General features: G+C 53.5%; 22 protein-coding genes. 8 read left to right on the forward strand and 14 right to left on the reverse strand.

Features of this window, described 5'->3' with window-relative positions; all coding sequences use genetic code 11:
• Positions 1 to 33 precede the first annotated feature (33 nt).
• Together VV869_RS18305 and VV869_RS18310 are read right to left on the reverse strand one after the other, a co-directional pair.
• On the reverse strand, positions 34 to 699 hold the full coding sequence (locus VV869_RS18305) for an alpha/beta hydrolase (protein WP_337736435.1): 666 nt from the start codon (positions 697 to 699) through the stop codon (positions 34 to 36).
• A gap of 126 nt (positions 700 to 825) precedes the next feature.
• Positions 826 to 1293: a glycine zipper 2TM domain-containing protein gene (locus VV869_RS18310; RefSeq protein WP_337736351.1), complete on the reverse strand. Its 468-nt coding sequence runs from the start codon at positions 1291 to 1293 to the stop codon at positions 826 to 828.
• Between the two features lie 241 nt (positions 1294 to 1534).
• Between VV869_RS18310 and VV869_RS18315 the strand changes: the two genes are divergently transcribed.
• The 4 genes from VV869_RS18315 (at position 1535) to VV869_RS18330 (ending at position 5356) form a co-directional block, all read left to right on the forward strand.
• The gene (locus VV869_RS18315) at positions 1535 to 2803 is read left to right on the forward strand and encodes an O-acetylhomoserine aminocarboxypropyltransferase/cysteine synthase family protein (protein WP_337736352.1); all 1269 of its coding nucleotides are present in this window, start codon (positions 1535 to 1537) and stop codon (positions 2801 to 2803) included.
• A 301-nt stretch (positions 2804 to 3104) separates the two neighbouring features.
• Positions 3105 to 3650, forward strand: a complete 546-nt coding sequence (locus VV869_RS18320) for a hypothetical protein (RefSeq protein ID WP_337736353.1) — start codon at positions 3105 to 3107, stop codon at positions 3648 to 3650.
• A 201-nt stretch (positions 3651 to 3851) separates the two neighbouring features.
• Entirely contained in the window at positions 3852 to 4595 is a 744-nt protein-coding gene (locus tag VV869_RS18325) for an SDR family NAD(P)-dependent oxidoreductase (protein ID WP_337736354.1), read from the forward strand.
• 104 nt (positions 4596 to 4699) lie between these two features.
• Complete coding sequence (locus VV869_RS18330; protein WP_337736355.1) at positions 4700 to 5356, forward strand: DJ-1/PfpI family protein; 657 nt, start codon at positions 4700 to 4702, stop codon at positions 5354 to 5356.
• 71 nt (positions 5357 to 5427) lie between these two features.
• Here the strand turns inward: VV869_RS18330 and VV869_RS18335 are convergent, their stop codons facing one another.
• From VV869_RS18335 to VV869_RS18350, 4 genes are all read right to left on the reverse strand, one after another.
• Positions 5428 to 5772, reverse strand: a complete 345-nt coding sequence (locus VV869_RS18335; protein WP_337736356.1) for a DUF1840 domain-containing protein — start codon at positions 5770 to 5772, stop codon at positions 5428 to 5430.
• 65 nt (positions 5773 to 5837) lie between these two features.
• The gene (locus VV869_RS18340) at positions 5838 to 6407 is read right to left on the reverse strand and encodes a rhomboid family intramembrane serine protease (RefSeq protein ID WP_337736357.1); all 570 of its coding nucleotides are present in this window, start codon (positions 6405 to 6407) and stop codon (positions 5838 to 5840) included.
• Positions 6408 to 6523: 116 nt separating this feature from the next.
• Entirely contained in the window at positions 6524 to 7330 is an 807-nt protein-coding gene (locus tag VV869_RS18345; protein WP_337736358.1) for a crotonase/enoyl-CoA hydratase family protein, read from the reverse strand.
• Between the two features lie 140 nt (positions 7331 to 7470).
• Positions 7471 to 7866 (reverse strand): DUF2391 family protein, encoded by a 396-nt coding sequence (locus tag VV869_RS18350; RefSeq protein ID WP_261604154.1) that lies wholly within the window; start codon positions 7864 to 7866, stop codon positions 7471 to 7473.
• 102 nt (positions 7867 to 7968) lie between these two features.
• Here VV869_RS18350 and VV869_RS18355 point away from each other — a divergent pair, with 102 nt between their 5' ends.
• Together VV869_RS18355 and VV869_RS18360 are read left to right on the forward strand one after the other, a co-directional pair.
• The gene (locus VV869_RS18355) at positions 7969 to 8181 is read left to right on the forward strand and encodes a hypothetical protein (RefSeq protein ID WP_337736359.1); all 213 of its coding nucleotides are present in this window, start codon (positions 7969 to 7971) and stop codon (positions 8179 to 8181) included.
• Between the two features lie 194 nt (positions 8182 to 8375).
• Complete coding sequence (locus VV869_RS18360; RefSeq protein ID WP_337736360.1) at positions 8376 to 9488, forward strand: LbtU family siderophore porin; 1113 nt, start codon at positions 8376 to 8378, stop codon at positions 9486 to 9488.
• A 128-nt stretch (positions 9489 to 9616) separates the two neighbouring features.
• On the opposite strand, the gene arsB is transcribed toward VV869_RS18360, so the two are convergent.
• Positions 9617 to 10639 (reverse strand): ACR3 family arsenite efflux transporter, encoded by a 1023-nt coding sequence (gene arsB / locus VV869_RS18365; RefSeq protein WP_337736361.1) that lies wholly within the window; start codon positions 10637 to 10639, stop codon positions 9617 to 9619.
• Between the two features lie 115 nt (positions 10640 to 10754).
• The gene (locus VV869_RS18370) at positions 10755 to 11063 is read right to left on the reverse strand and encodes an ArsR/SmtB family transcription factor (protein WP_337736362.1); all 309 of its coding nucleotides are present in this window, start codon (positions 11061 to 11063) and stop codon (positions 10755 to 10757) included.
• A gap of 142 nt (positions 11064 to 11205) precedes the next feature.
• On the opposite strand from VV869_RS18370, the gene VV869_RS18375 reads away from it, so the two are divergent.
• Positions 11206 to 11721 carry a DUF4136 domain-containing protein gene (locus tag VV869_RS18375; RefSeq protein ID WP_337736363.1) on the forward strand — a complete coding sequence of 172 codons (516 nt, stop codon included), beginning with the start codon at positions 11206 to 11208 and terminating at the stop codon, positions 11719 to 11721.
• A 154-nt stretch (positions 11722 to 11875) separates the two neighbouring features.
• Here the strand turns inward: VV869_RS18375 and aroG are convergent, their stop codons facing one another.
• The 5 genes from aroG to VV869_RS18400 all read right to left on the reverse strand — a co-directional run bounded on the left by aroG (position 11876) and on the right by VV869_RS18400 (position 16866).
• Complete coding sequence (gene aroG / locus VV869_RS18380; RefSeq protein ID WP_337736364.1) at positions 11876 to 12931, reverse strand: 3-deoxy-7-phosphoheptulonate synthase AroG; 1056 nt, start codon at positions 12929 to 12931, stop codon at positions 11876 to 11878.
• Between the two features lie 270 nt (positions 12932 to 13201).
• Positions 13202 to 14680 (reverse strand): cobyric acid synthase, encoded by a 1479-nt coding sequence (locus VV869_RS18385; protein ID WP_337736365.1) that lies wholly within the window; start codon positions 14678 to 14680, stop codon positions 13202 to 13204.
• Positions 14681 to 14817: 137 nt separating this feature from the next.
• On the reverse strand, positions 14818 to 15450 hold the full coding sequence (locus VV869_RS18390; protein WP_337736366.1) for a histidine phosphatase family protein: 633 nt from the start codon (positions 15448 to 15450) through the stop codon (positions 14818 to 14820).
• Between the two features lie 10 nt (positions 15451 to 15460).
• Positions 15461 to 15994 (reverse strand): bifunctional adenosylcobinamide kinase/adenosylcobinamide-phosphate guanylyltransferase, encoded by a 534-nt coding sequence (cobU, locus tag VV869_RS18395; RefSeq protein ID WP_337736367.1) that lies wholly within the window; start codon positions 15992 to 15994, stop codon positions 15461 to 15463.
• Between the two features lie 284 nt (positions 15995 to 16278).
• On the reverse strand, positions 16279 to 16866 hold the full coding sequence (locus VV869_RS18400) for a TetR/AcrR family transcriptional regulator (protein ID WP_337736368.1): 588 nt from the start codon (positions 16864 to 16866) through the stop codon (positions 16279 to 16281).
• A 136-nt stretch (positions 16867 to 17002) separates the two neighbouring features.
• Here VV869_RS18400 and VV869_RS18405 point away from each other — a divergent pair, with 136 nt between their 5' ends.
• Positions 17003 to 18046: an alkene reductase gene (locus VV869_RS18405; protein ID WP_337736369.1), complete on the forward strand. Its 1044-nt coding sequence runs from the start codon at positions 17003 to 17005 to the stop codon at positions 18044 to 18046.
• A gap of 128 nt (positions 18047 to 18174) precedes the next feature.
• Here the strand turns inward: VV869_RS18405 and ileS are convergent, their stop codons facing one another.
• On the reverse strand, positions 18175 to 21390 hold the full coding sequence (gene ileS, locus VV869_RS18410; RefSeq protein ID WP_337736370.1) for an isoleucine--tRNA ligase: 3216 nt from the start codon (positions 21388 to 21390) through the stop codon (positions 18175 to 18177).
• Between the last annotated feature and the right edge of the window lie 167 nt (positions 21391 to 21557).

Below are 21557 nucleotides of genomic sequence, written 5' to 3' on the forward strand. Positions count from 1 at the left end.
CTGTCACATCAGAATGATCACTAGGGCTGTCACTTATAACGCCAGAACCTGCTTTAACCACGCTGCAATGTCCCGAATTTGTGGCATGCAAACCTGATGTTCCATCGGATAAGTACGCCAGTTCGGCTTGCACCCTGCAGCCTCCAGATCCTGAACCGCCGCCTGGCCCATTGCTGGTAACACGACCGGATCATAACTGCCGTGCATCACTTCCAGCGGGATACTACGATTGGCCTCGGAGATCGTGATCCGATCGGAAGTCGGAAAATAAGTTGAGAGCGCCAGCAGACCGGCGAGTTTGTGCGGAAAACTCAGCGCAGCGTGATAGGCCACGGCACCGCCCTGGGAGAATCCGGCCAGCACAATCCTTTCGCTGGGAATGCCCCGCGCCATCTCCCGCTCAATCAGTGCGGTGACTTGTGCCGCCGAATGCAGCAGTTGATCCATATTCAGACGACGCCCTGCACCCATTTCCAAAATATCGTACCAGGCCGGCATCACCACGCCCCCATTGACGCTCACTGGCATCGAGGGAGAATGCGGAAACACGAAACGCACCGGCGCATCCGCAGGCAACTGCAACTCCGGTACGATCGCTTCAAAATCATGGCCATTGGAGCCTAAGCCATGGAGCCAAATTACCGCAGCAGTTGCCGCAACATTGTCCGGCTCCAGTTCAACACAGGAGAGGTAAGTCATCATGATGTTATCTATTTGTGATTCAATGCCCTGCATCTTGGCGAAGTTTCCCGGTCGGGTCAACAATGCGACTGCTGACCCGCTACCCGCCTCTCATCCATCCCTCATAACGCCAACCAGATCAAGCTATTCCGGAACGACGCGGGCGGTCCGACCATCAATATTCACCCGAACCCGCTGACCAACCCGGAAAATCATGTTGGGGTTAACTTCCTGAACGATCGCCACCGTGTCTCCTGCATCCATTTTGATGGTCAGGTTTACCCCTTGTCGCTGAGTCACGCCCTTCGCCGCTTTACTCCCGGCGACACCGCCCAGCACCCCCCCACCAATTGCAGCAATGTCGGATCCCGAACCGCCCCCGATTTTTGAGCCTAAAATCCCACCGATCGCAGCACCGGCGACGGCCCCGACCACCTGGCCTTCCCCTTCAATGGTCACCGGCTCGGTTTTCATAATGGTGCCATACCGCACCTGCTGAATGGTCCGGGTATCCGCGACACCATAAGAATCGCCATACGGGTTACTGGAACAACCGAATAACCCAAAGCCGATACAAGACAGTACGAAAACGCAGAAAATCTTACTCATCATCCCTACCTCACGATCTTTGTTGCTGTAAGTATAGCAAGACGTTATTTTCTTATTCAGAGAGACCGAAACACCCAACCAATTGACTTTTATGGATATTACCCAGGACTCGCCAAGTTCAACCACATGCATTTCAACGGGTTGAATCTTGAGATCCGGCTACAAGTTTTTCATGAATGTCTCTGCCATACTGAGCAGTCACGCGATCCGTAACATTCGCCTCCGTTGACCTCAAGGAAGACCCATGAAAGACGAAACGCTGGCCATTCACCATGGCTATGAAACCGATCCGACGACGAAATCCGTCGCGACACCAATTTACCAAACCGTGGCTTACGAATTTGACAGCGCCCAGCACGGTGCGGATCTGTTTAATCTAGAAGTGCCGGGAAATATTTATACCCGGATCATGAACCCGACCAATGATGTACTGGAAAAGCGCCTGGCCGCGCTTGAAGGGGGGATCGCCGGGCTGGTGGTCAGTGCCGGCAGCGCCGCGATCAACTACGCGATTCTGACGCTGGCCGAAGCCGGGGACAATATCATTTCCACACCGCAGCTTTATGGCGGCACCTATACCCTGTTTGCCCATATGCTGCCCAAGCAAGGGATCGAAGTGCGCTTTGCCAAGGATGACAAGCCGGAAAGCCTGGCTGAGCTGATCGACGACAACACCAAAGCGGTGTACTGCGAAAGTATCGGCAACCCGGCCGGTAACATTATCGATCTGGCGCGCATTGCTGAGCTGGCCCACGCGCAGGGAGTACCCGTTATTGTTGACAATACGGTCGCCACACCAGCTTTATGTAAACCCATTGCCCACGGTGCCGATATCGTGGTGCATTCGCTCACCAAATATATCGGCGGCCACGGTACCACCTTAGGCGGGGCGATCATTGACGCCGGCAAGTTCCCTTGGGCCGAGCACAAAGAACGTTTCCCGGTTTTCAACCAACCGGAACCGTCCTATCACGGCGTGGTCTACACTGAAGCATTTGGCGAAGCCGCCTTTATCGGTCGCGCGCGGACCGTCCCGCTACGCAACACCGGCTCAGCTTTGTCACCGATGAATGCTTTTTTGCTGATGCAGGGCCTGGAGACCCTTTCCCTGCGGATGGAACGCCACACCGACAATGCCCGCCAGGTCGCAGATTTTCTGAAACAACACCCGAAAGTCAGCTGGGTCAGCTATGCCGGACTGCCCGATTCGCCATACTATCCGCTGGCTGAAAAATACATGGCCGGCAAACCTTCAGCCATTTTATCTTTCGGCCTCAAAGACGGTTACGATGCCGGTGTCCGGTTCTATGACAGCCTGAATATCTTCAAGCGACTGGTCAATATCGGCGATGCCAAATCCCTGGCTTGCCATCCGGCTTCGACCACGCACCGCCAGCTCAACGAAGCCGAGCAGCGCCAGGCCGGGGTTAGTCCGGAAATGATCCGCTTGTCCGTCGGGATTGAACATATCGATGATATTCTGGCTGATTTGTCGCAGGCTCTGAACGCCTGATCTGGCGCCTGACCCAATAATCATGGCATGAAATCGTGTTCACCTCCGCGTTTGACGCGGAGGTGATTTTTCTGGTCTTATGCCCAATATCCAATACGTGCAGCAGCGTGATTTCATCTCTGAAACCGGCGATGGCAAACGACCCGGAAGCCCCTGAGGGTGACGTTGCTCAACTTCTTTGCGAAAACACCCTCCAAGTCAATGATGTGTAGTGGAATTATTCAATTTCGCATAGCTTTGCAACAAAGACTTTTGGCATAATCGCTTTTAATGGATCTTAAATAAGTGCAACAACCTTTTCATGAATGTAAAAAACCCGACGAAACTGCTGTGCTGTGCGGCGCTGTGTGCGGTTGCCGGATTCAGCTCAGCTGTCACTGCCGCGAATTTTCCGTACAACTACTTTGAGGTCCGTGTACCACTCAGCCCCGGGGGACTTGGTGTGGCCATGAGCCAACAGATCCACCCAAATGCCCATGTGATCGTGGAAGCAGAAAGTCATTTTGATGACGACTGGATCATCGGCGGCGGCTTTGGCTTCAATGCCCCGGTCAACCAATTCACCGATATCACCGGCCAGGTGAAACTGTTATCGGTCAAGAACGAAGACAATGACAAAGCGCTGGGCCGGGTATCCTCGGAACTCAATTTAGGCCTGTCGGCCTGGCTCCTGCCCTATCTTGAAACCGGCGGAAAAGTTGGGGTCATCTCTGCCCATGACGATTTATCGCTGATGTCACTCTATGCCCGTTTTCATTCCAGTGATGCGTTTTCTATGGGTGTAGAATGGCGGGTCACCGGGATCGAAAATCATATCCTGGCATTTTCTGTCCGCTATCCTTTTTAGGACGCACATTCACCAGACAAAACACGATACGGATATCGACGATGTCAAAAATGTAGATTGCATCGCCCATTTTCAGCCGAAACCCGAACACGAGCAGGAATGAGCTGGTCGTTGTGACAACCGTCATGGCAGCAACTCAGCTATGCTGGAAAAGCGACTCAAAGCTCAGCTTCATAATGAAGGTTCAAGGAGGAACAACGCATGGAAAGAAAAGTTGCCCTGGTCACCGGTGGCAGCAAGGGCATTGGCCTTGCACTCGTGCATCGTTGGGTTCAAGCCGGTCACCAAGTGATCACCTGTGCCCGGGACGCCGCCTGTTGGCAGACGGTTGTGGACAGGCATCCACACCTCAGCACCGTTGATTTCAAAGCAGTAGACCTCGCTCGCCCGGATCAGACCCAAGCGATGTTTGAAGCAATCCGAGCGGACTATGGCCGGCTGGATATTGCCGTCAATAATGCCTCCCCGAAATTGCAGTCCGGCGGCACATTTGCTCAGGTGGCACCGGATGATCTGTTCCAGACGCTGGTCGATGATCTCTGGGCTCCTGCCCGCTGCCTGCAACATGAGCTGAACCTGATGACATCCGGCAGCGCCATCGTCAATGTAAGCTCCATTAACGGCTTGCGGCCAACCCCGAGTGCCGCGATGTACAGCGCCGCCAAACACGGACTGGAAGGCCTGACCCGCTCGGTTGCCCTGGAAGCGATGCAATCTGGTATTCGCATCAATTCAGTCGCGCCGGGTGTCACCTGGACCCCGCGGTGGGAACAAAAACAACACGACACGCCGACCATCCGCGAGGATGTCGAGAAGCTGGTTCCGGTCGGGCGATTCGCTGAGCCTGATGAGATCGCCGAAGCCATTGAGTGGCTGTGCAGCGATCGCAGTCGCTACATCGTCGGCCACACGTTAGTGATCGATGGCGGACTGTCTCTGAAATAAAACCAAATGTAGTAAATCACGGGTCATTCGCTGTGCTGCGATCCCGTCTTCAACGGATGAGCACTATGCTTTCAAGAGTGTACGCAGACCATTGACAAGGCGCTATGACAGAAAGCAAATCGACAGATAGCGAATTGACCCGGGTTTCAAGCCCCTTCACCGTCACCGCCCTGCTCTACGAGCAGTTCGACCTCCTGGAAGTCAGCGGGCCGCTGGAAATGTTCGGCCTGCTGCCAGAGCAATTTACAATCCGGATGTTTTCCATGATTGGCGAACCGGTTGCCAGCATGCAAGGGCCCTCGCTATGTCCGGATTGCCATATGCCCGATCAATTTCAGAGCGATATTTTGCTGATCCCAGGCGGCAGTGGCTGTGAATCCGCATTGGAAAATGTTGTGTTGATTGACTGGCTGAAGCAACAACGCCAGCACACAACCTATGTTTGTGCCATCGGTACCGGTGCCGCGCTAGCTGCCCGGGCGGGTTTGCTGAAAGGAAAAGCGGCCACAACGAATAAACAGCACTATCGCTGGGTGACCGGCGTTGATTCAGAAGTAAACTGGTTTCCGGTTGCCCGCTGGACCATCGACGGCACCACCTGTACGGCGTCCGGTCGGGCCGCAGGCATGGATCTGTCCCTGGCCCTGATTGCCCACTTAATTAACGAAGAAACAGCCCGGAAAACCGCCGTAAATGCGGAATATCTCTGGATCAACGATCCCAGTGACGACCCTTTTGCCCCGCTCCATATCGTTCAATAACAGCGTTCAATAACAGCGTTCAGTAACAGAATGGTTTGAAGTAAAAAATCCCTGGCAACGCCTTGCAGGTGCTATTCCCACATCACGAAACACTGCTCTTTTTCTGCCGCTTCCAGCATTGCCACCAACGGCAGTGCGCGGGTCGCCATACTGATCACCGGCTCAACATCCTGCTCATCCAGATCATCCCCGGTCGTAGCTTCAGAGCTGGGTCCGTCGTCTTCCTGCCCCGCCTGCTCCAACTCATGGATTCGTTCTATATAGCGCCGCAAATGCGCCAAAGCTTCCGGGACCTGTTCCGCTTCAATCACACCGGGAATGTTTTCACATTGTCCCATCATTTTCAGCATTTGCCTGGCGACATCACCAAACATCACGATATTCCCACTCGCTTTACAATGAAACGTCACCAACATACCGACTCCTGTTGAATTCGTATGGTTGTTCAATAAACCCTGTCATCGCCCTGTCTCACCGCCGCTCAGGCGAACTGATCCCGGACTTTATCCCGCCGGGCATAAAAATACCCGGCCACGGCACCGGCCAGCGCGCCAAAGAAGTGGCTTTCATAGCTCACCCAGGCATGGGCCGGAATAAATCCCCAAACCATTGACCCGTAGAGAAACATCACAATCAGCGCAATCGCGATTGATTTTAAACTGCGATACATAATGGCGTAGATCAGCAAATAGGTCCAAAGGCCATAAATGATCCCGCTCAGCCCAATGTGATAATGCATCCGGCCGAACAGCCAGACGCCCAGGCCACTGCCAATCCAACTTACCAGAAAAATGGCCATGAAGCGGGCCAGACCGGAGCGGGACAACAGGTAACCGAGCACGGCAAATGAAGCCAGATTACTCAGTAAATGCCCCCACGAACCATGCAAAAACGGAAAAGCGATGATACCGGTAAAATGGCTGAAGTGGCGCGGCAGTAACCCATACTCATTGAGCTGCCCCTGAAGCAGCACATTGATGATATGAACCGCCAGGGTAAACAGGCAGACAAATCCTATAACTTTGATTGTATCGATATCACTCTGCCGCATCGCAGCTCCTCACCCGGACGGTTTACTTTCAAGTATATAGCGGTCAGGCATTCTGTTCACGAACGGCAGTGAGATCGTACAACGCGTGTCTCATCGTTCAGCAACGGTCAGCGTTCTCACCAGAACAACTGACGCGGGCGATATTCTTCATCCTGCCGGGTGCGCTGCCGTTTACCGGCAATTCGGAAATTTCGGCCCAGCAGTAGCCGGATCTGGCTGAAGGTTTCACCCGCCAGCAACCGCCGCTCGCCAGCCAGCCAATACCGGTTGGTCGTCCGTTTGATCGCGGCCAGCGCATCGGGTGACGCTTGCTGAAGTTGCTGACAAAATGCCTGGGCAGTTGCCATCGGCTGCTCGCTGACCTCTGTCACCAGCCCCAACTGCTGCGCTGTTTCTCCGCAGACAATCTCGCCGGTCATGGTCAGTTTCATCGCCACGTCTTTCGATACCACTTCGCGAAGTGACAACAGGCCCGCCATATCCGGCACCAGCCCCCAGCGGACTTCCATAATAGAGAGCTCACACGCCGGGGTGGCAATCCGAAAATCAGCCCCCAGCGCAATTTGTAACCCGCCGCCAAAACAACGCCCTTCTAATACAGCAATCACCGGCACCGGGATCCGTCGCCAGTTGCGGGAGACCCGTTGTACCAAGTTCGCATTTCCCGGCAGAATTTTAGCCAGTAACCGCAATGCCTTTTTGGGTGAGGTGGCCACGCTGTTGATATCCAGGCCACTGCTGAACGTTCCGCCGATGCCCGTCAGGATCACCGCGCGGATATCCCGCCGTTTTCGCAATTGCAGACTGACGGCATCCAACTCGTGAAACATCGCCATATCCAGTGCATTCAGTTTGTCCGGTCGGTTCAAAGCGACGGTGACAATCCCTTGTGCTTCCGTCACCACAATACTGGTCCATCCCATGTCTTATTCCTTCAATCTGGTCTGTCCAGTTAACATTAACACATGTTCAACAAATCACCAGCGAGCTCGGCAACAAAACAGCTGTAAATCGATGTTTCAAAAACATAAACTTCAAACATCTTTCAAAACTGCCCGTTGCGTTACTCTTTATCAAAGCTGTCCACCACGATGGCGCCCATGGAGGCCGGCATGGTGATCAGGACAATCCGCTTGAAGGAAAGTAGCGGTTCTGACAGCAAAGGGAGTTTATCAAGCGCCAGCAACACCAGGCACACAACGAAAGCGGTGATCAAGTAGGCCACCACAATCCGGAAAACAAAGACCGGTAAACGTCGACGAATATCGGCTTGAAACACGCTTTCGTAAGCAAAAAATCCCAGGAAGAAAACAGACAGAATAAACACCATCAACAAATTCTGCATCGGTAATGTTTCCCCCAAACGCCAGGCTTCTTCCGAAAAAGAGATGGGGACTGCCAGGGCAAACGCCCCAACAAAGACCTGGCTGGCATCCTCCAGGTTAAAACTGAATTTCATGATGACTCCCGTCATAGCTTGCCGATCAACGTCTTAGCAATAACACACATGGTGTTCAAGGCTCCACTACAATGAGGATATATCAATCTTCGAGCTGTTCAGATGGAAGAACGTATCTTAATCGCTGATACCAAAACTATTCTTGATGCATTTATCGAAAATGGCTTACACCATGACTACGCCATTTATTGCCAATTTCCGCATTGCGACAAAACCGTCATAGAGCTGCGCCGACATCATCCCCGCTCAGTTGAGTTTAACGACGGGTATCAGGTGACCGCAGGCTTGGCGACTTTTCCCACATCTTCAAAATAACCCCCCGCCATGCCTTGGAATAGCTGTTTATTTTACGGAAAGTCTCAACCCTGATAGGCATTCTCGATAATACCGCTTGGCCCGGGACAACATGCTGCCCTAAACTTGAAAAACAATAAAAACTACAAATACCACTTTTCCGGACAACCAGTTGAGCGCCCCATTGAACCATGTTTTTGATCAGGGACTGCGTTATGAAAGTGTCTATCACTGCTACACTCGTGGCGACTTGCATGTTTTCCACCCTTTCCGCAAATGCCGCTGAACCAAGTCTTGCCGGACTCGAGCATCGCATCGACGATCTGGAGCAACAACTCGAGGCGCAGGAAAACGATGGATACGGCTCCGCCCTGGAAGACAGCTGGACACAACAGATCAGTATCGGCGGAACACTGGAATTAGAAGCCAGTATCCTGAGTCCTTATATCGGTGATGCTTCCACCGATCTGGCCCTCGCTACTGCTGAGCTGGGGATCGCCGCCGATATAAACGACTGGGTCAGTAGTGAGATCATTTTCCTGTACGAGCAAGATGACACGCCGCTGGAAGTTGATGTCGCCACCCTGTATCTTTCGCCGCCGGATGAACCCTGGTATCTCACCGCAGGGCAGTTCTACCTGCCGTTTGGTGTCTATGACACCCAAATGGTTTCCAGTCCGCTGACTTCGGATGTAGGTGAAACCCGGGAAACCGCCTTCTTGACTGGTGTCGCACAGCGCGACTTTTATGCCAGTGTGTTTTTATTCAACGGCAGCAACAAAAAAGAGGGGAAAGAGCATCTCAACAACTGGGGTGTCCAGGTGGGCTTAGCAACGGAAACAGACAACATCGTACTCATTAGTGAGTTAAGTTACATCAACGACATCGGGGATTCGGATAATTTACAGGATGTCCTCAGAAGCCAGAATGTGAATGACTACACCGACGGCTGGAACGGGTTTGCCAAGGCGATCTCAGGGCCATGGACCGTGATTGGGGAGTACACCGCAACACTGAGCGGTTTTGAATCCAATGTGCTGACGTTTAATTTTCATGGCGCCAAACCCAGTGCCTGGAACCTCGAGCTGGGATATCAATTCTTCCTCGGCCAATTTGGAGCCACAGCCGCCTTCGGCTATCAGGGCACCCGAGAAGCATTGCCACTTGAGCTTCCCGAAGAACGGCTGCTGGCCGCACTCTCTGTCGACGTGCTGGATAATACCGCCATTTCACTGGAATGGGCCCGCGATCAGGACTATGAAATTGCGGAAGGCGGCACCGGAGAATCTGCAAGTACGATCACCCTGCAAGTGGCAGCCGTATTTTAACGACACAACATGCCAGCATGGCTTCCCCAAAGAAAAACGCCAGCCTGTTGTCTGTTCAGGCTGGCGTAAACGGCACCCCTCAGGGAATGTTGCTTATTGAGAGCGCTTATAAAGCCACAACCCCAACGCTATGACGCGCGGGCGCTAAACCGGAGTTTGGTTCGGTTTGCATAGGCCACCAGCGACAACATCACCGGTACTTCGACCAATACCCCGACAACCGTGGCCAGCGCCGCCCCCGAATGAATGCCGAACAGACTAATCGCGACGGCGACCGCCAGTTCGAAGAAGTTTGACGCGCCAATCATACTCCCCGGCGCTGCCACACAGTGCGGTTGTTGCCATTTTTTCATCCAGAAATAGGCAATCGCAAAGATCAGATAGGTTTGAATCAACAGCGGGATCGCAATCAGCACGATATCAACCGGATTATCCAGAATTGTCTGAGCCTGAAAGCCAAACAGCAAAATCACAGTGCCCACCAGGCCGAAAATCGAAAACGGCTTCATGGTCGCAGAAATCTTATCCAGTTGTTCGGCACTGCGGACAATCCGACGCGTCAGCACGCCCCCCGCCACCAGCGGGACCACCACAAACAAGCTCACGGACAGGAGCAGCGTATCCCAGGGAACGGTCACTTCCGTCACTCCCAGCAGGAACGCCGCGATTGGTGCGAATGCCACCACCATGATTAAGTCATTCACGGCAACCTGAGCCAACGTATAATTCGCATCCCCTTTGGTCAGTTGGCTCCAGACAAACACCATCGCCGTACAAGGTGCCACGCCCAGCAGGATCATCCCGGCAATATACTCTTCGGCCAAGGTGGCTGAAATCCAGTCACCAAAGACATGCCGCATAAACACCATCGCCAGCAAGGCCATGGTAAATGGCTTGATCAACCAGTTCACCACCAGGGTGATCACCAGCCCTTTGGGACGCCGACGAATATCCGCGACCGCTTTAAAGTCGACCTGCATCATCATCGGATAAATCATCAGCCAGATCAGCACCGCAATCACCAGGTTGATCTGCGCGTATTGCAGCTCACCCAACATGGTAAACACCTCGGGCAATACCGAGCCCCCCACCAGACCGGCAATCATCCCGAGTCCGACCCAAACACTCAAAAAGCGCTCAAAAATACCCATATTCACACCTTGAAACACTGCGGTTCATCCCGCGGTCGATTTAATAGAGTCAATCGTCGATTAACGATTGACTAAGCGATAAAAAAGGCCACATCTAGTGACCTCAGTGACATCGTTATAAATAGGATAACAACGCCCGAAATTCTTCCAGCTGCTGCTGGTTGACGGTAAAACAGGTCCGTGGCGGCTGAGATTCCGCCGTCACAAACCCGACTGCTTTCAGGATCCGCAAATGTTCAGAAACCGTCGATTGCGCCAGCCCCAGCTCCCCCACCAAGTCACTGTTCAGGCAGCCCTGCTGACGGGTCAGGATCCGTAGAATTCGAACCCGAGCCGGATGAGCCAGTGCCTTGGCAGCCGCTGCCAGCGCCTGCTCTTTATGCTCATCAATCTCAATGTCCGCTAATCCGGTGATGCACCCCATCACTTACCACCCTTTCGTTCATCGTCGAATGGCGATAATAGAAATAAATCTGAAAACTGTCAACGAGATCCCTTTCCCGCCGGACAGAAAGGATTCAGTGTGGGTTGCTATACTAGAGGAAGAATTTCACGAGGTGTCCATTATGATCCCGTTCCTTCGTCTGCTATTCCTGACTGTTGTGTTAACCGGCTGTAGCGCACCGGTGACGACGGACTACAACGCCCAAATCAATTACACCCAATTTAAAACCTATCAATTTGCACCGGGACAAAGTCACTCGGCATTGAGCCTGGACGAGTCCCGAGTTGAAGAAGCCATTTCCGTTCAACTACACAGTAAAGGACTCAAACCGGGTGAAAATGCCGATCTCACCGTGAAGCACTACATTCAGCAGCAGTCTGATTTTCAATCCTACGGGACTTCCGTCGGATTTGGATACGGCTACCGACATGTGGGCGTCGCGTACAGCACCCCGGTACGTTACCGCGAGTACACCTACGGGAAGTTAATTGTTGAGCTGATCGACAACCAAAGCAATAAAGTGGTCTGGCGCGCCGTCTCGCAGCGCAAACTCACCGAAAGTATGACCCCGTCATCGCGGGAAGCCTTTATTGATGAGCAAGTGTTTGAAATGTTCAAAAACTATCCACCGAGCTAATCTAAACGGGGCTCAGACTCTAACCGTCCTCCAAGAGGCAGCCGTCACTCATCACCTGAGTCATACATATCACTCAAACAGGAAAGCCAGGCGAATGCCTGGCTTTCTTACTATCGACAACAATGGATGTTTGTATCGTTTCTGGGTCTTCCATTTACTGAGCTGTGCGGCGCTTCGCCACATCAGCAGCCAGTTGGCGCAAGACTTTGGCGGTATCTTCCCAACCGATGCAGGCATCAGTGATACTCTGACCATAGGTCGCGGTTTGGCCATCCACAATATCCTGTCGTCCTTCAACCAGATGACTTTCAATCATGACCCCAAAGATCGCCTGATTCCCGCCGGCAATCTGCTCGCCGACATCTTCAGCAACCAGCATCTGGCGCTGGAACTGCTTCAGGCTGTTGGCATGGCTGAAATCAATCATCACTTTCTGACGCAGCCCGGCTTTCTCTAGCTGATCGGTGATGACCGAGACGTGTTCAGCACTGTAGTTCGGCGCTTTCCCGCCACGCAGAATAATATGACAATCTTCATTTCCGGCCGTCGAGACAATAGCCGAGTGCCCGTACTTGGTGACAGACAAAAAGTGGTGCGGTGCGCTGGCAGAGCCGATGGCATCGGTCGCGATCTTGATGTTGCCGTCAGTTCCGTTTTTAAACCCAACAGGGCAAGACAAGCCAGAGGCCAGTTCACGGTGAACCTGAGATTCTGTGGTCCGGGCCCCAATCGCGCCCCAGCTGATCAGATCACCCATATATTGCGGGGTGATCATATCGAGAAACTCACCTGCGGTCGGCACACCCATGTCGGTCAGATCCAACAACAGCTTGCGGCCGATCCGTAACCCGTCATTGAGCTGAAAACTGCCGTCCATGTATGGGTCGTTAATCAGGCCTTTCCAGCCCACGGTTGTGCGCGGCTTTTCAAAGTAAACCCGCATGACCACTTCAAGCTCGCCCTTCAGCTCTTCTCGCAGCGCTTTCAAGCGCTCACCGTATTCCAGTGCCGCTTTCGGATCATGGATCGAGCAAGGGCCGACGATGACAAGCAGGCGATCATCTTCATCATTCAGAATGTTGTGAATCGCCTGTCGAGCCTGAAACACAGTTTCAGAAGCGACTTCGGTCGCCGGATACTTCTCCAGTACCGCGACAGGGGGCAACAATTCTTTAATTTCGCGAATGCGTACGTCATCAGTTTTATGCATGTCTTTACTTCCCGTATTGCTCTTACCTGTCAATGTGTAAATATTAATATACGCACTTTGTTGACAGTAAATTCCACTTCCAGTTGACTTTAACTTATCGTCTTATCCATACATGTGCAATCAGTATTTAAAAATAAATTACAATCAAGGAGATAGCTTAAAAACTGAGCATCCCAAGTACATCCAGACCGGAAGGCAGGCAAGAAAAAAGCGGCCCCGTCATCGAAAGCCGCTTCCATCCCTGTGAACATGTCGAACTCTCATCAGAGATTACATGCCGAACTTGTCCTGCCACTGGGGCCACAACCTGGCTAAATCCATGTGTTGTTCAATCGTATCCGCCAAACGGTCGATATGCTGCTCCCGCAACGCATCAAAGTCCGGGGTCTGCGTCGCAGCCAGACCAGCCCAGGCCAGAATCGCATCACACGCTTCACGCTGCTCAAAAATACCGTGCAGGTAAGTGCCGAACACCTGATCATCAATCGCGATTTGCCCGTCCGGACCGTCGGTCAATTGCACCGGCGCATCCGACCGAACCCCCTGCGTCACTCCGGCATGAATCTCATATCCACGTACGGGCACCGGTTGCTGATCGGGCATCGTCAGCTCTCCCCGGGTTTGTTTCAATTGCTTGTGCGGGGCCAGCACGGTCGTTGTTTGCAAGTAACCAAGCCCCTGACTTTCACCAGCCTCGCCTTCAATCCCATTGGGATCAGCAATCGACTCGCCCAGCATCTGATAGCCACCACAAATTCCCATCAATTTGCCGCCAAGGCGAACATGGCGGGCAATTTGCTGATCCCAGCCTTGCTCGCGTAAGAAGGCCAGATCACTGCGCACACTTTTGGAGCCCGGAATGATAATCAGATCTGCCGGCGGCAATGGCTCACCTTTGCCGACAAATTGCAGATCGACCTGTGGGTGCATTCGCAAGGGATCGAAATCGGTATGGTTACTCACCCGAGTCAGCACCGGAACCACGACTTTCAGCTGTTTTGCCGCCGGCGCCACCTGCTGAACGTTAATCGCATCTTCCGCTTCCAGCATCAGGCCATGCAGGTATGGCAGCACCCCGAGCACCGGTTTGCCGGTTTTCTCTTCCAACCAGTCCAGACCGGATTCCAGAAGTTTGATATCCCCCCGGAACCGGTTGATAACAAATCCAATCACCCGGTTTTGCTCTGATTCGGACAACAAAGCCAACGTACCGTATAAGTGGGCAAAAACCCCGCCACGGTCGATATCTGCCACGATAATGACCGGAACATCCGCCTCTTCGGCAAATCCCATGTTGGCCACATCGTTCTCGCGCAGGTTGATTTCCGCCGGGCTGCCCGCCCCTTCGATCACCACGGTCTGGTATTGGGATTGCAGCTGCCGGAATGAGTCCATCACCGGCCCCATGACGACTTTCTTGTAACCGTGGTAACCCACCGCATCCATGTCCGCCAGGGCTTTGCCCTGCACGATGACCTGTGCGCCGATGTCGGTATTTGGTTTTAGCAGAACCGGATTCATATGAACCGTCGGTTCAATGCCGCAAGCCTGCGCCTGCACCGCCTGTGCCCGCCCAATCTCGCCGCCGTCTTGAGTCACCGCACTGTTGAGCGCCATATTTTGCGACTTAAACGGCGCAACCCGGATCCCTTTTCGCGCCAGCACCCGGCACAACCCGGCCACCAGCACACTTTTTCCGGCATCCGATGTTGTCCCTTGGACCATCAGTGCTTGCGTCGTTAACTGCATGTTTTCATTCTCACTTTTTGATTATTCTGTATTACGCCGACACAGACTTACCTGGTGTAGATACTGACCGTAGAACCGCACGAGCGCATATAACTCGGCGGCAGCGATCACCAGGCGTTATCCTGTCACGAATAGATTTACCAGGATTCATATTGCTGCTGGGTCGGCCACTGAATCTGCGGCCAGGACTGACCGTCCTGATCATGAAACACCGTGACGCGGTAACGTGCTGCATAAGGCAAATCCAGCCGCTGCAAGTACAAGGCATTTTCCGGCATTTCCAACAGGATACGAAGCAACTGCTTCATCACCCCGGCATGGGTCACCAGCAACAGCCGTTTGCCGCGATGCTGTTTCAGCAGCGATTGCCAGGCCCCCTGGATCCGGGCATCGAACGCTTGTAGGGTTTCTCCGCCGTGCGGCGTACTTTGCCAAGGGTCTTGCCAGTACTGCGTCAGCACTTCCCCGTGCGATTGCCAGAGCTGGTCCCGGCTTTCACCATCCCAGTGGCCAAAGTTCATCTCTTTCCACACATCCAGCTGCTCAATCGGCAGCGCATACTGATCAGCAAACTGCACGGCAAAGTCACAACAGCGTTTCAGCGGCGAGGACAACACCTGCTCAACATCCGCCAACCCGTCCACAGCCGCTGCCATTTGTTTCAGTCCGGCAGCTGTGATCGGAAAGTCCGTATGACCGCGCAAGCAGCCATCGCCTTCCGGTAAACCATGGCGCAAAATATCAATTCGGGTGGTTGATGTCTGACTCATGTTGTTCTCCTTACCATACAGGTCCTTTGAGCACTTGGGGGATCCCGGCGGTGACAAACACCACGCGCTCGGCCTGACGCGCGATGGCCTGATGCAGCCAGCCGCTTTCATCGACGAAACGCCGGGAGAGCTCACCCATTGGCACGATCCCCTGACCAACTTCATTACTGACCAGAATAATACGGCCTTCAGCGTGCAACAGTGCAGTTAAAAAATCATGTTTATGCTGCTGCCAGTGCTCATGGGTCGCTTCTTCGGCGCAAAGGCAATGGGTGAGCCATAAAGTCAGACAATCGATCAGCAGGCAAGTGCCCTTCCGACTATAGCGTTGCACCACGCTCGCCAGATCCTGCTGCTCTTCCACAACTTGCCAGGCTGCTGGCCGCTGGGTCTGATGTCTGGCAATACGCTCAGCCATTTCTTCATCGCCGGCCGTTGCGGTCGCAACATATATCACGTCCAGACCGGAGGCCGCGGCAAGTTGCTCTGCCAGGCGACTCTTGCCCGAACGTGCACCGCCTAAGATCAGTTCGGTCCCTTTCAAATCAGATTCCACGTCTCACCGTTATTCATCAATTCAAGATGTATCATCCTGCATTGTAAGGGAGCGCAGACACACCCTCAATGGTCAACAGGCCATGCCAACCCGGGGATCGGTGACGAAACAGGCAAAACATCAGGAAATGAATAAAGGCGCGGCATGTCTGCAAGCGGTGAAAACAGCGGTTTGGGAAAGTCAGGCCAGGATGATGAGGTCAGTTCGCGGGGTGATTCATTCACAGGTTCCATCCGCAGGTATTCCATCTGCGGATGATAATTTCAGAGGGTTTAGAGATCGCAGTTACGAATCGCATTCAGTAGCTGGGTAGCCAGTCGGTGCAATGCCCCTTTAGGCGGATGGGTATGAGAGAAGGTCCGGATGCCGTAGATCCCCATCACCAGAAACTGGGCCAATGCTTCACAGTCTTTGTCGGCAGGTATCTCCTGCTGCTGCTGGGCCAGGCGCAATTTTTCTGTGATTCCCTGCTGCCATTGATTCAACATTTCGCTAATCACGGCTTCCACTTCATCATCTTGGTGGGAGAGTTCACTCAATGCCTTTTGCAACAGACAATCTTTGATTTCTTCCCGCTCGCACTCCTCGACGATATGATCCAGATAGCACGCCAGAGCTGCCATCACGGATGGCGATGCCTCAAAAAAAGCGGTGAATTCTACCCGACGCTCTTCACGGTAATGCTCCAGAGCAGCCAGCAGCAAACCTCGCTTATTGTCAAAAGCGCAATAGATCGATCCGGGATGCAGCCCAGTTGCGGCCTTCAAATCCTTCATACTGGTTTTGCTGTAACCCTTGGCTATAAAAGCATCCATCGCCGCCCGAAGAACATACTCTCGGTCAAATTCTGCACTGCGCATAAGCTATCTCTGGTACTAAACAATGATTCCGTACAGATTGTATGGCATTTTGAATGCCTGTTCAAAAATATTTCTTGAACAATGATTCAAGTAAAGCTATCTTGAATGGGCATTCAAGATATAAGGAACAAGCACCATGACCGACAATTTATTTCAGCCTTATGCGCTCAACGACACACTGACGCTACACAACCGGATTCTGATGGCACCGCTCACCCGCTGTATAGCCGATGACAATCTGGTCCCGACAGACGCAATGGTCGAATACTACGCGCGACGCGCTGAATCCGGGCTGATCATTTCTGAAGCGACCATCATTCGCCCGGACGGTCAGGGTTATCCGAACACCCCGGGGCTTTATACCCCCGAGCAATTGGCAGGCTGGCGCAAAGTGACGGACGCCGTACACGCCAAAGGCGGTAAGATTTTTGCCCAGCTCTGGCATACCGGCCGGGTCGCCCATCCACACTTCTTCGGCGGAGAGTTTGTTCTGGCCCCATCTGCCGTGAAGGTTGAAGGCACCGTACCGCGGATGAGGGAGCTCAGCTATATCGAGCCGAAACCTGCCAGCCATGAAGAGATTGAACAACTGATCGCGGACTACAGCCAGGCGGCTGCCAATGCGATCGATGCCGGATTTGACGGCGTTGAGATCCACGGCGCGAACGGCTACCTGATTGATCAGTTCCTGCATTACAGCAGCAACCAGCGTGATGACGAATTTGGCGGCACACCGGAAAATATGGCACGCTTCCCACTGGCTGTGGTTGACGCCATTGCTGAGCGTATCGGTGAAGATCGCACCGCACTGCGGGTCTCTCCGGGAGCCTACTTCAACATAGAAACCGATGCCCGCGATCGCCAGGTGTTTGATTATTTCCTGGCGCAACTGGAGCAGCGCAACCTGGCCTTCCTGCACATCGGAATTTTCGACGACAGCATGGTCTTTGATTATCTGGACGGCACCGCATCGGCCTATACCCGTGCCCGTTACAGCAAAACGCTGGTGGGTGTCGGTAGCTATACTGCGGAAACCGGCAGTGAAGCCATCGCCGAAGATCGCTTTGATTTGCTGGCCATCGGGCGCCCGTTTATCGCCAACCCGGACTACGTGCAGCGAGTTAAAACTGGCCAACCACTGGTTGAATATTCTGATGCGATGCTGGCCGAGCTTGTCTAATCAGCCAATCAACGCCTGCGCATAAAAAACCGGAAGCCTTGGCTTCCGGTTTTCATGTGCAAGGGGGCAGCGAAACGATGGCGCACGTTAACCTCAAACCAACCTGTCACCCCCTGTTAGAACCTCAGTTACTCAGCCCTGTCACCCAACACCTGAGCCGAAATCGCAACCTGGCCGTGTTCAGTTTTGAACGACACTGATTGTGCATCCGGCGACTCACTGAAAATCAGCTCCTGAGTCAGGGTTTCTGCCGTCAGATAATCCTGATGACGCTTCACCCATCCCGCGAGTTGTGCTGGCGCATGCAGAGAAACCCGGATCCGATCGTCCACGTTAAACTGCGACTGTTTCCGTAGTTTCTGGATCCGGCTGACGACTTCACGCACTGCCCCTTCAGCGATCAATGCTTCCGTCAGCTCGGGATCGACATCCAGCGAGATAAAGCGATTGGAGACGGCATGGGTCCCCGGCTTGGCCTGACGATACAAGACGATCTCCTGATCGGTAAACGTTTGGCCCGCCAATTCAATGCTTCCCTGCTCCTGCAACTGCTCCAACTGCGCGTCGGTCAGCGCTTCAATCAAGCGGGTATATTGCTTCATCGCTTTGCCCAGCCGTTTGCCGAGCACCGGAAAGTTCGGTTTGGCATAGAAATCAATGTAAGCCGCTTCTTCTTCACTAAAATCGACCTGCTTCACGTTCAGCTCACTCTGGATATAACACGAGAGCTGCTGAACATCGGCCAACACGTCTGCTTTCTTGTGCAGCACCGTGACCCGGCTCAGTGGCGTTTTTACTTTGATTTTCAGATCATTCCGCTTTTGTCGACCCATCGCTACCAGATGTTGCAGGCGAGTCACCGACGCCTCCAATGCGGGTTTGGTCAAAGCCGATTCTGCTTGTGGATAGTCGCACAAATGGACCGACAGCGGCGCATCCGCCTCACTGCGAAACGCATTGAGACCCTGATACAAATGCTCGGACAGGAACGGCGCAAAAGGAGCCATTAGCTTACCAAACGTGTCCAAACAGCGGAACAAGGTGCTGTAAGCCTGCACCTTATCGCGGCTCATCCCGGCCTCCCAGAAGCGTGAACGATTCAGGCGGATATACCAGTTGGTCAGCTGCTCGATAAAATCAAACAGTGCTGGGACCACATTGTACAAGTGGTATTGCTGCATCTCGTCATTCACCGTCTGGGTCAGCGTCTGCAAGCGGGACAGGATCCATTGATCCAAAATGTTCTCGCTGTCCTGCGCAGACTCGCACCATTGCCAGCCGTCCAGCTCGGCATAAGTGGCGAAGAATTTGTAGCCATTGAGCCACGGCAGCAAGACCCGGCGCACCATCTCCTGCACCCCGGCATCGGTAAAACGCTGCTCTTCGGCTTTGACCAGACCAGAGTTGATCAGATACAGACGCAGCGCATCGGCGCCGTAAGTCTCCATCAGAATGTCCGGCGCGGTGTAGTTTTTCAGCCGCTTCGACATTTTCTTGCCGTCTTCGGCCATCACGATGCCATTGACGATGACGTTTTTAAACGCCGGTTGGCCGAACAGACACTGACTCAGGACCTGAAGCGTATAAAACCAGCCCCGGGTTTGATCGACCCCCTCGGCAATGAAAGCAGCCGGGAAATTCGATTCAAACTGTTCTTTGTTCTCAAACGGGTAATGCACCTGCGCGTACGGCATCGCACCGGATTCAAACCAGCAGTCCAGCACCTCATCAATCCGGCGATAAACGCCAGGCTCACCGGGAACCGTGAACGTCAGTTCATCGACATGGTCACGGTGAAGATCTTCAACCAATACACCGGTATAACGTTGCAATTCTTCACGCGAACCAATACAGCGCTGCTGCCCGGTTTCATCATTGATCCAGACCGGGATCGGTGTACCCCAGTAACGATTGCGCGACACGGCCCAGTCTTTCGCGCCTTCAAGCCATTTCCCCATCCGGCCTTGCTGCAAATGATCCGGCACCCAATTAATTTGGTTATTATTTGCCACCAGCGCATCACGCATTTGTTCGACCCGGATATACCAGGACGGTACCGTCCGGTAGATGATCGGCGTATCTGAGCGTGGGCAAAACGGATAGCTGTGAACCAGCGTTTCCTGACGATAGAGTTGCTGGCGTGACTTCAGCGCCTGAAGGATCAACTTATCGGCATCCTTCACATACAGCCCCTGATAATCCGGCACTTCCCCGGTAAACCGCCCCCGTTCATCCAGCGGACAAGGTGACACGGTCACACCATGGGCCTTCGCCACCCGTTGATCGTCTTCCCCGAATGCCGGTGCCATATGCACGATCCCGGTTCCGCTGTCGGTCGAGACAAAGTCATCGGCCAGGACCTGAAACGCACCTTCTTGCGCCATGTCGGCGAAATAGTCAAACAGTGGCTGATAGCGCTTCCCGGCCAGCTGGCTGCCCACACAACGTTCGGTCACTTCGACATCGCGATGGTGGCACACCGCCTCCTGGCGTGACTCAGCCACCCAGAAGGTAACCCCGGCTTCACGATCGTGAACTTTGACATAAGTCATGTCGCCACCGACACAGAGCGCCATATTGGATGGCAGCGTCCAGGGAGTGGTGGTCCAGGCCGCCAGATACACGTCTTCATCGGCGAGTTTGAACAGCACGGTGGCCGCCGGATCCTGCACATCTTTGTAGTTGGAGCTGGCCTCGAAGTTCGACAGCACGGTAGAAAGCTCAGTGGAAAACGGCACCACTTTTTCCCCCTGATAGACCAGTCCCTTGTCCCACAGCTGCTGGAAGACCCACCACACCGACTCCATATACCAGGGTTCCATGGTGCGGTAATCATTGTCGAAATCGACCCAGCGCCCTAGCCGGGTGATTGTTTTCTCCCACTCGCGAGTGTAACGCTGCACAATGCCGCGACACTCATCGTTGTAGCGGGCAATCCCCAGGCTCTCAACGGCTTCCTTGGCCGACATCCCTAAAGATTTATCAATTTCGTGCTCGATCGGCAGACCGTGGCAGTCCCAGCCAAAGCGGCGCTGCACATGGAAACCTTTCATGGTGAAATAACGCGGGATCACATCTTTGATGGTGGACGCAACCAAGTGCCCATGGTGCGGTAAGCCGGTCGCGAACGGGGGACCGTCGTAAAACACATAGTCGGGCTTGTCCTGCGTTTGCCGGAGTGACTGGTGAAACACCTGATTTTTTTGCCAGAAATCAAGCACGGCGTGCTCTGCATCGACAAAAGAAAAAGACTGACTGTCGGTCTGATCCGCCTGAACCGCCTGAGCGGCCGACTTGGCACTTGCATCATCTGCGCTGACTGGATTGTTTTGGGATGTACTCATCACTGCCTCATTCAGTTGGGCCCAAGATGCAGTGATGAAAAAACCCGCCTCCTGGGCGGGTTTTGAAATTCTGACAACAGCAACCCACCACTCCTATGGAATGATGATAATAATTCGCTGTTGGTTAAATAATGTCTTCATGGTTTCAACGTAATCGCTATCCCTTC

Source organism: Photobacterium sp. MCCC 1A19761 (assembly GCF_037389125.1).
Classification (GTDB): domain Bacteria; phylum Pseudomonadota; class Gammaproteobacteria; order Enterobacterales; family Vibrionaceae; genus Photobacterium.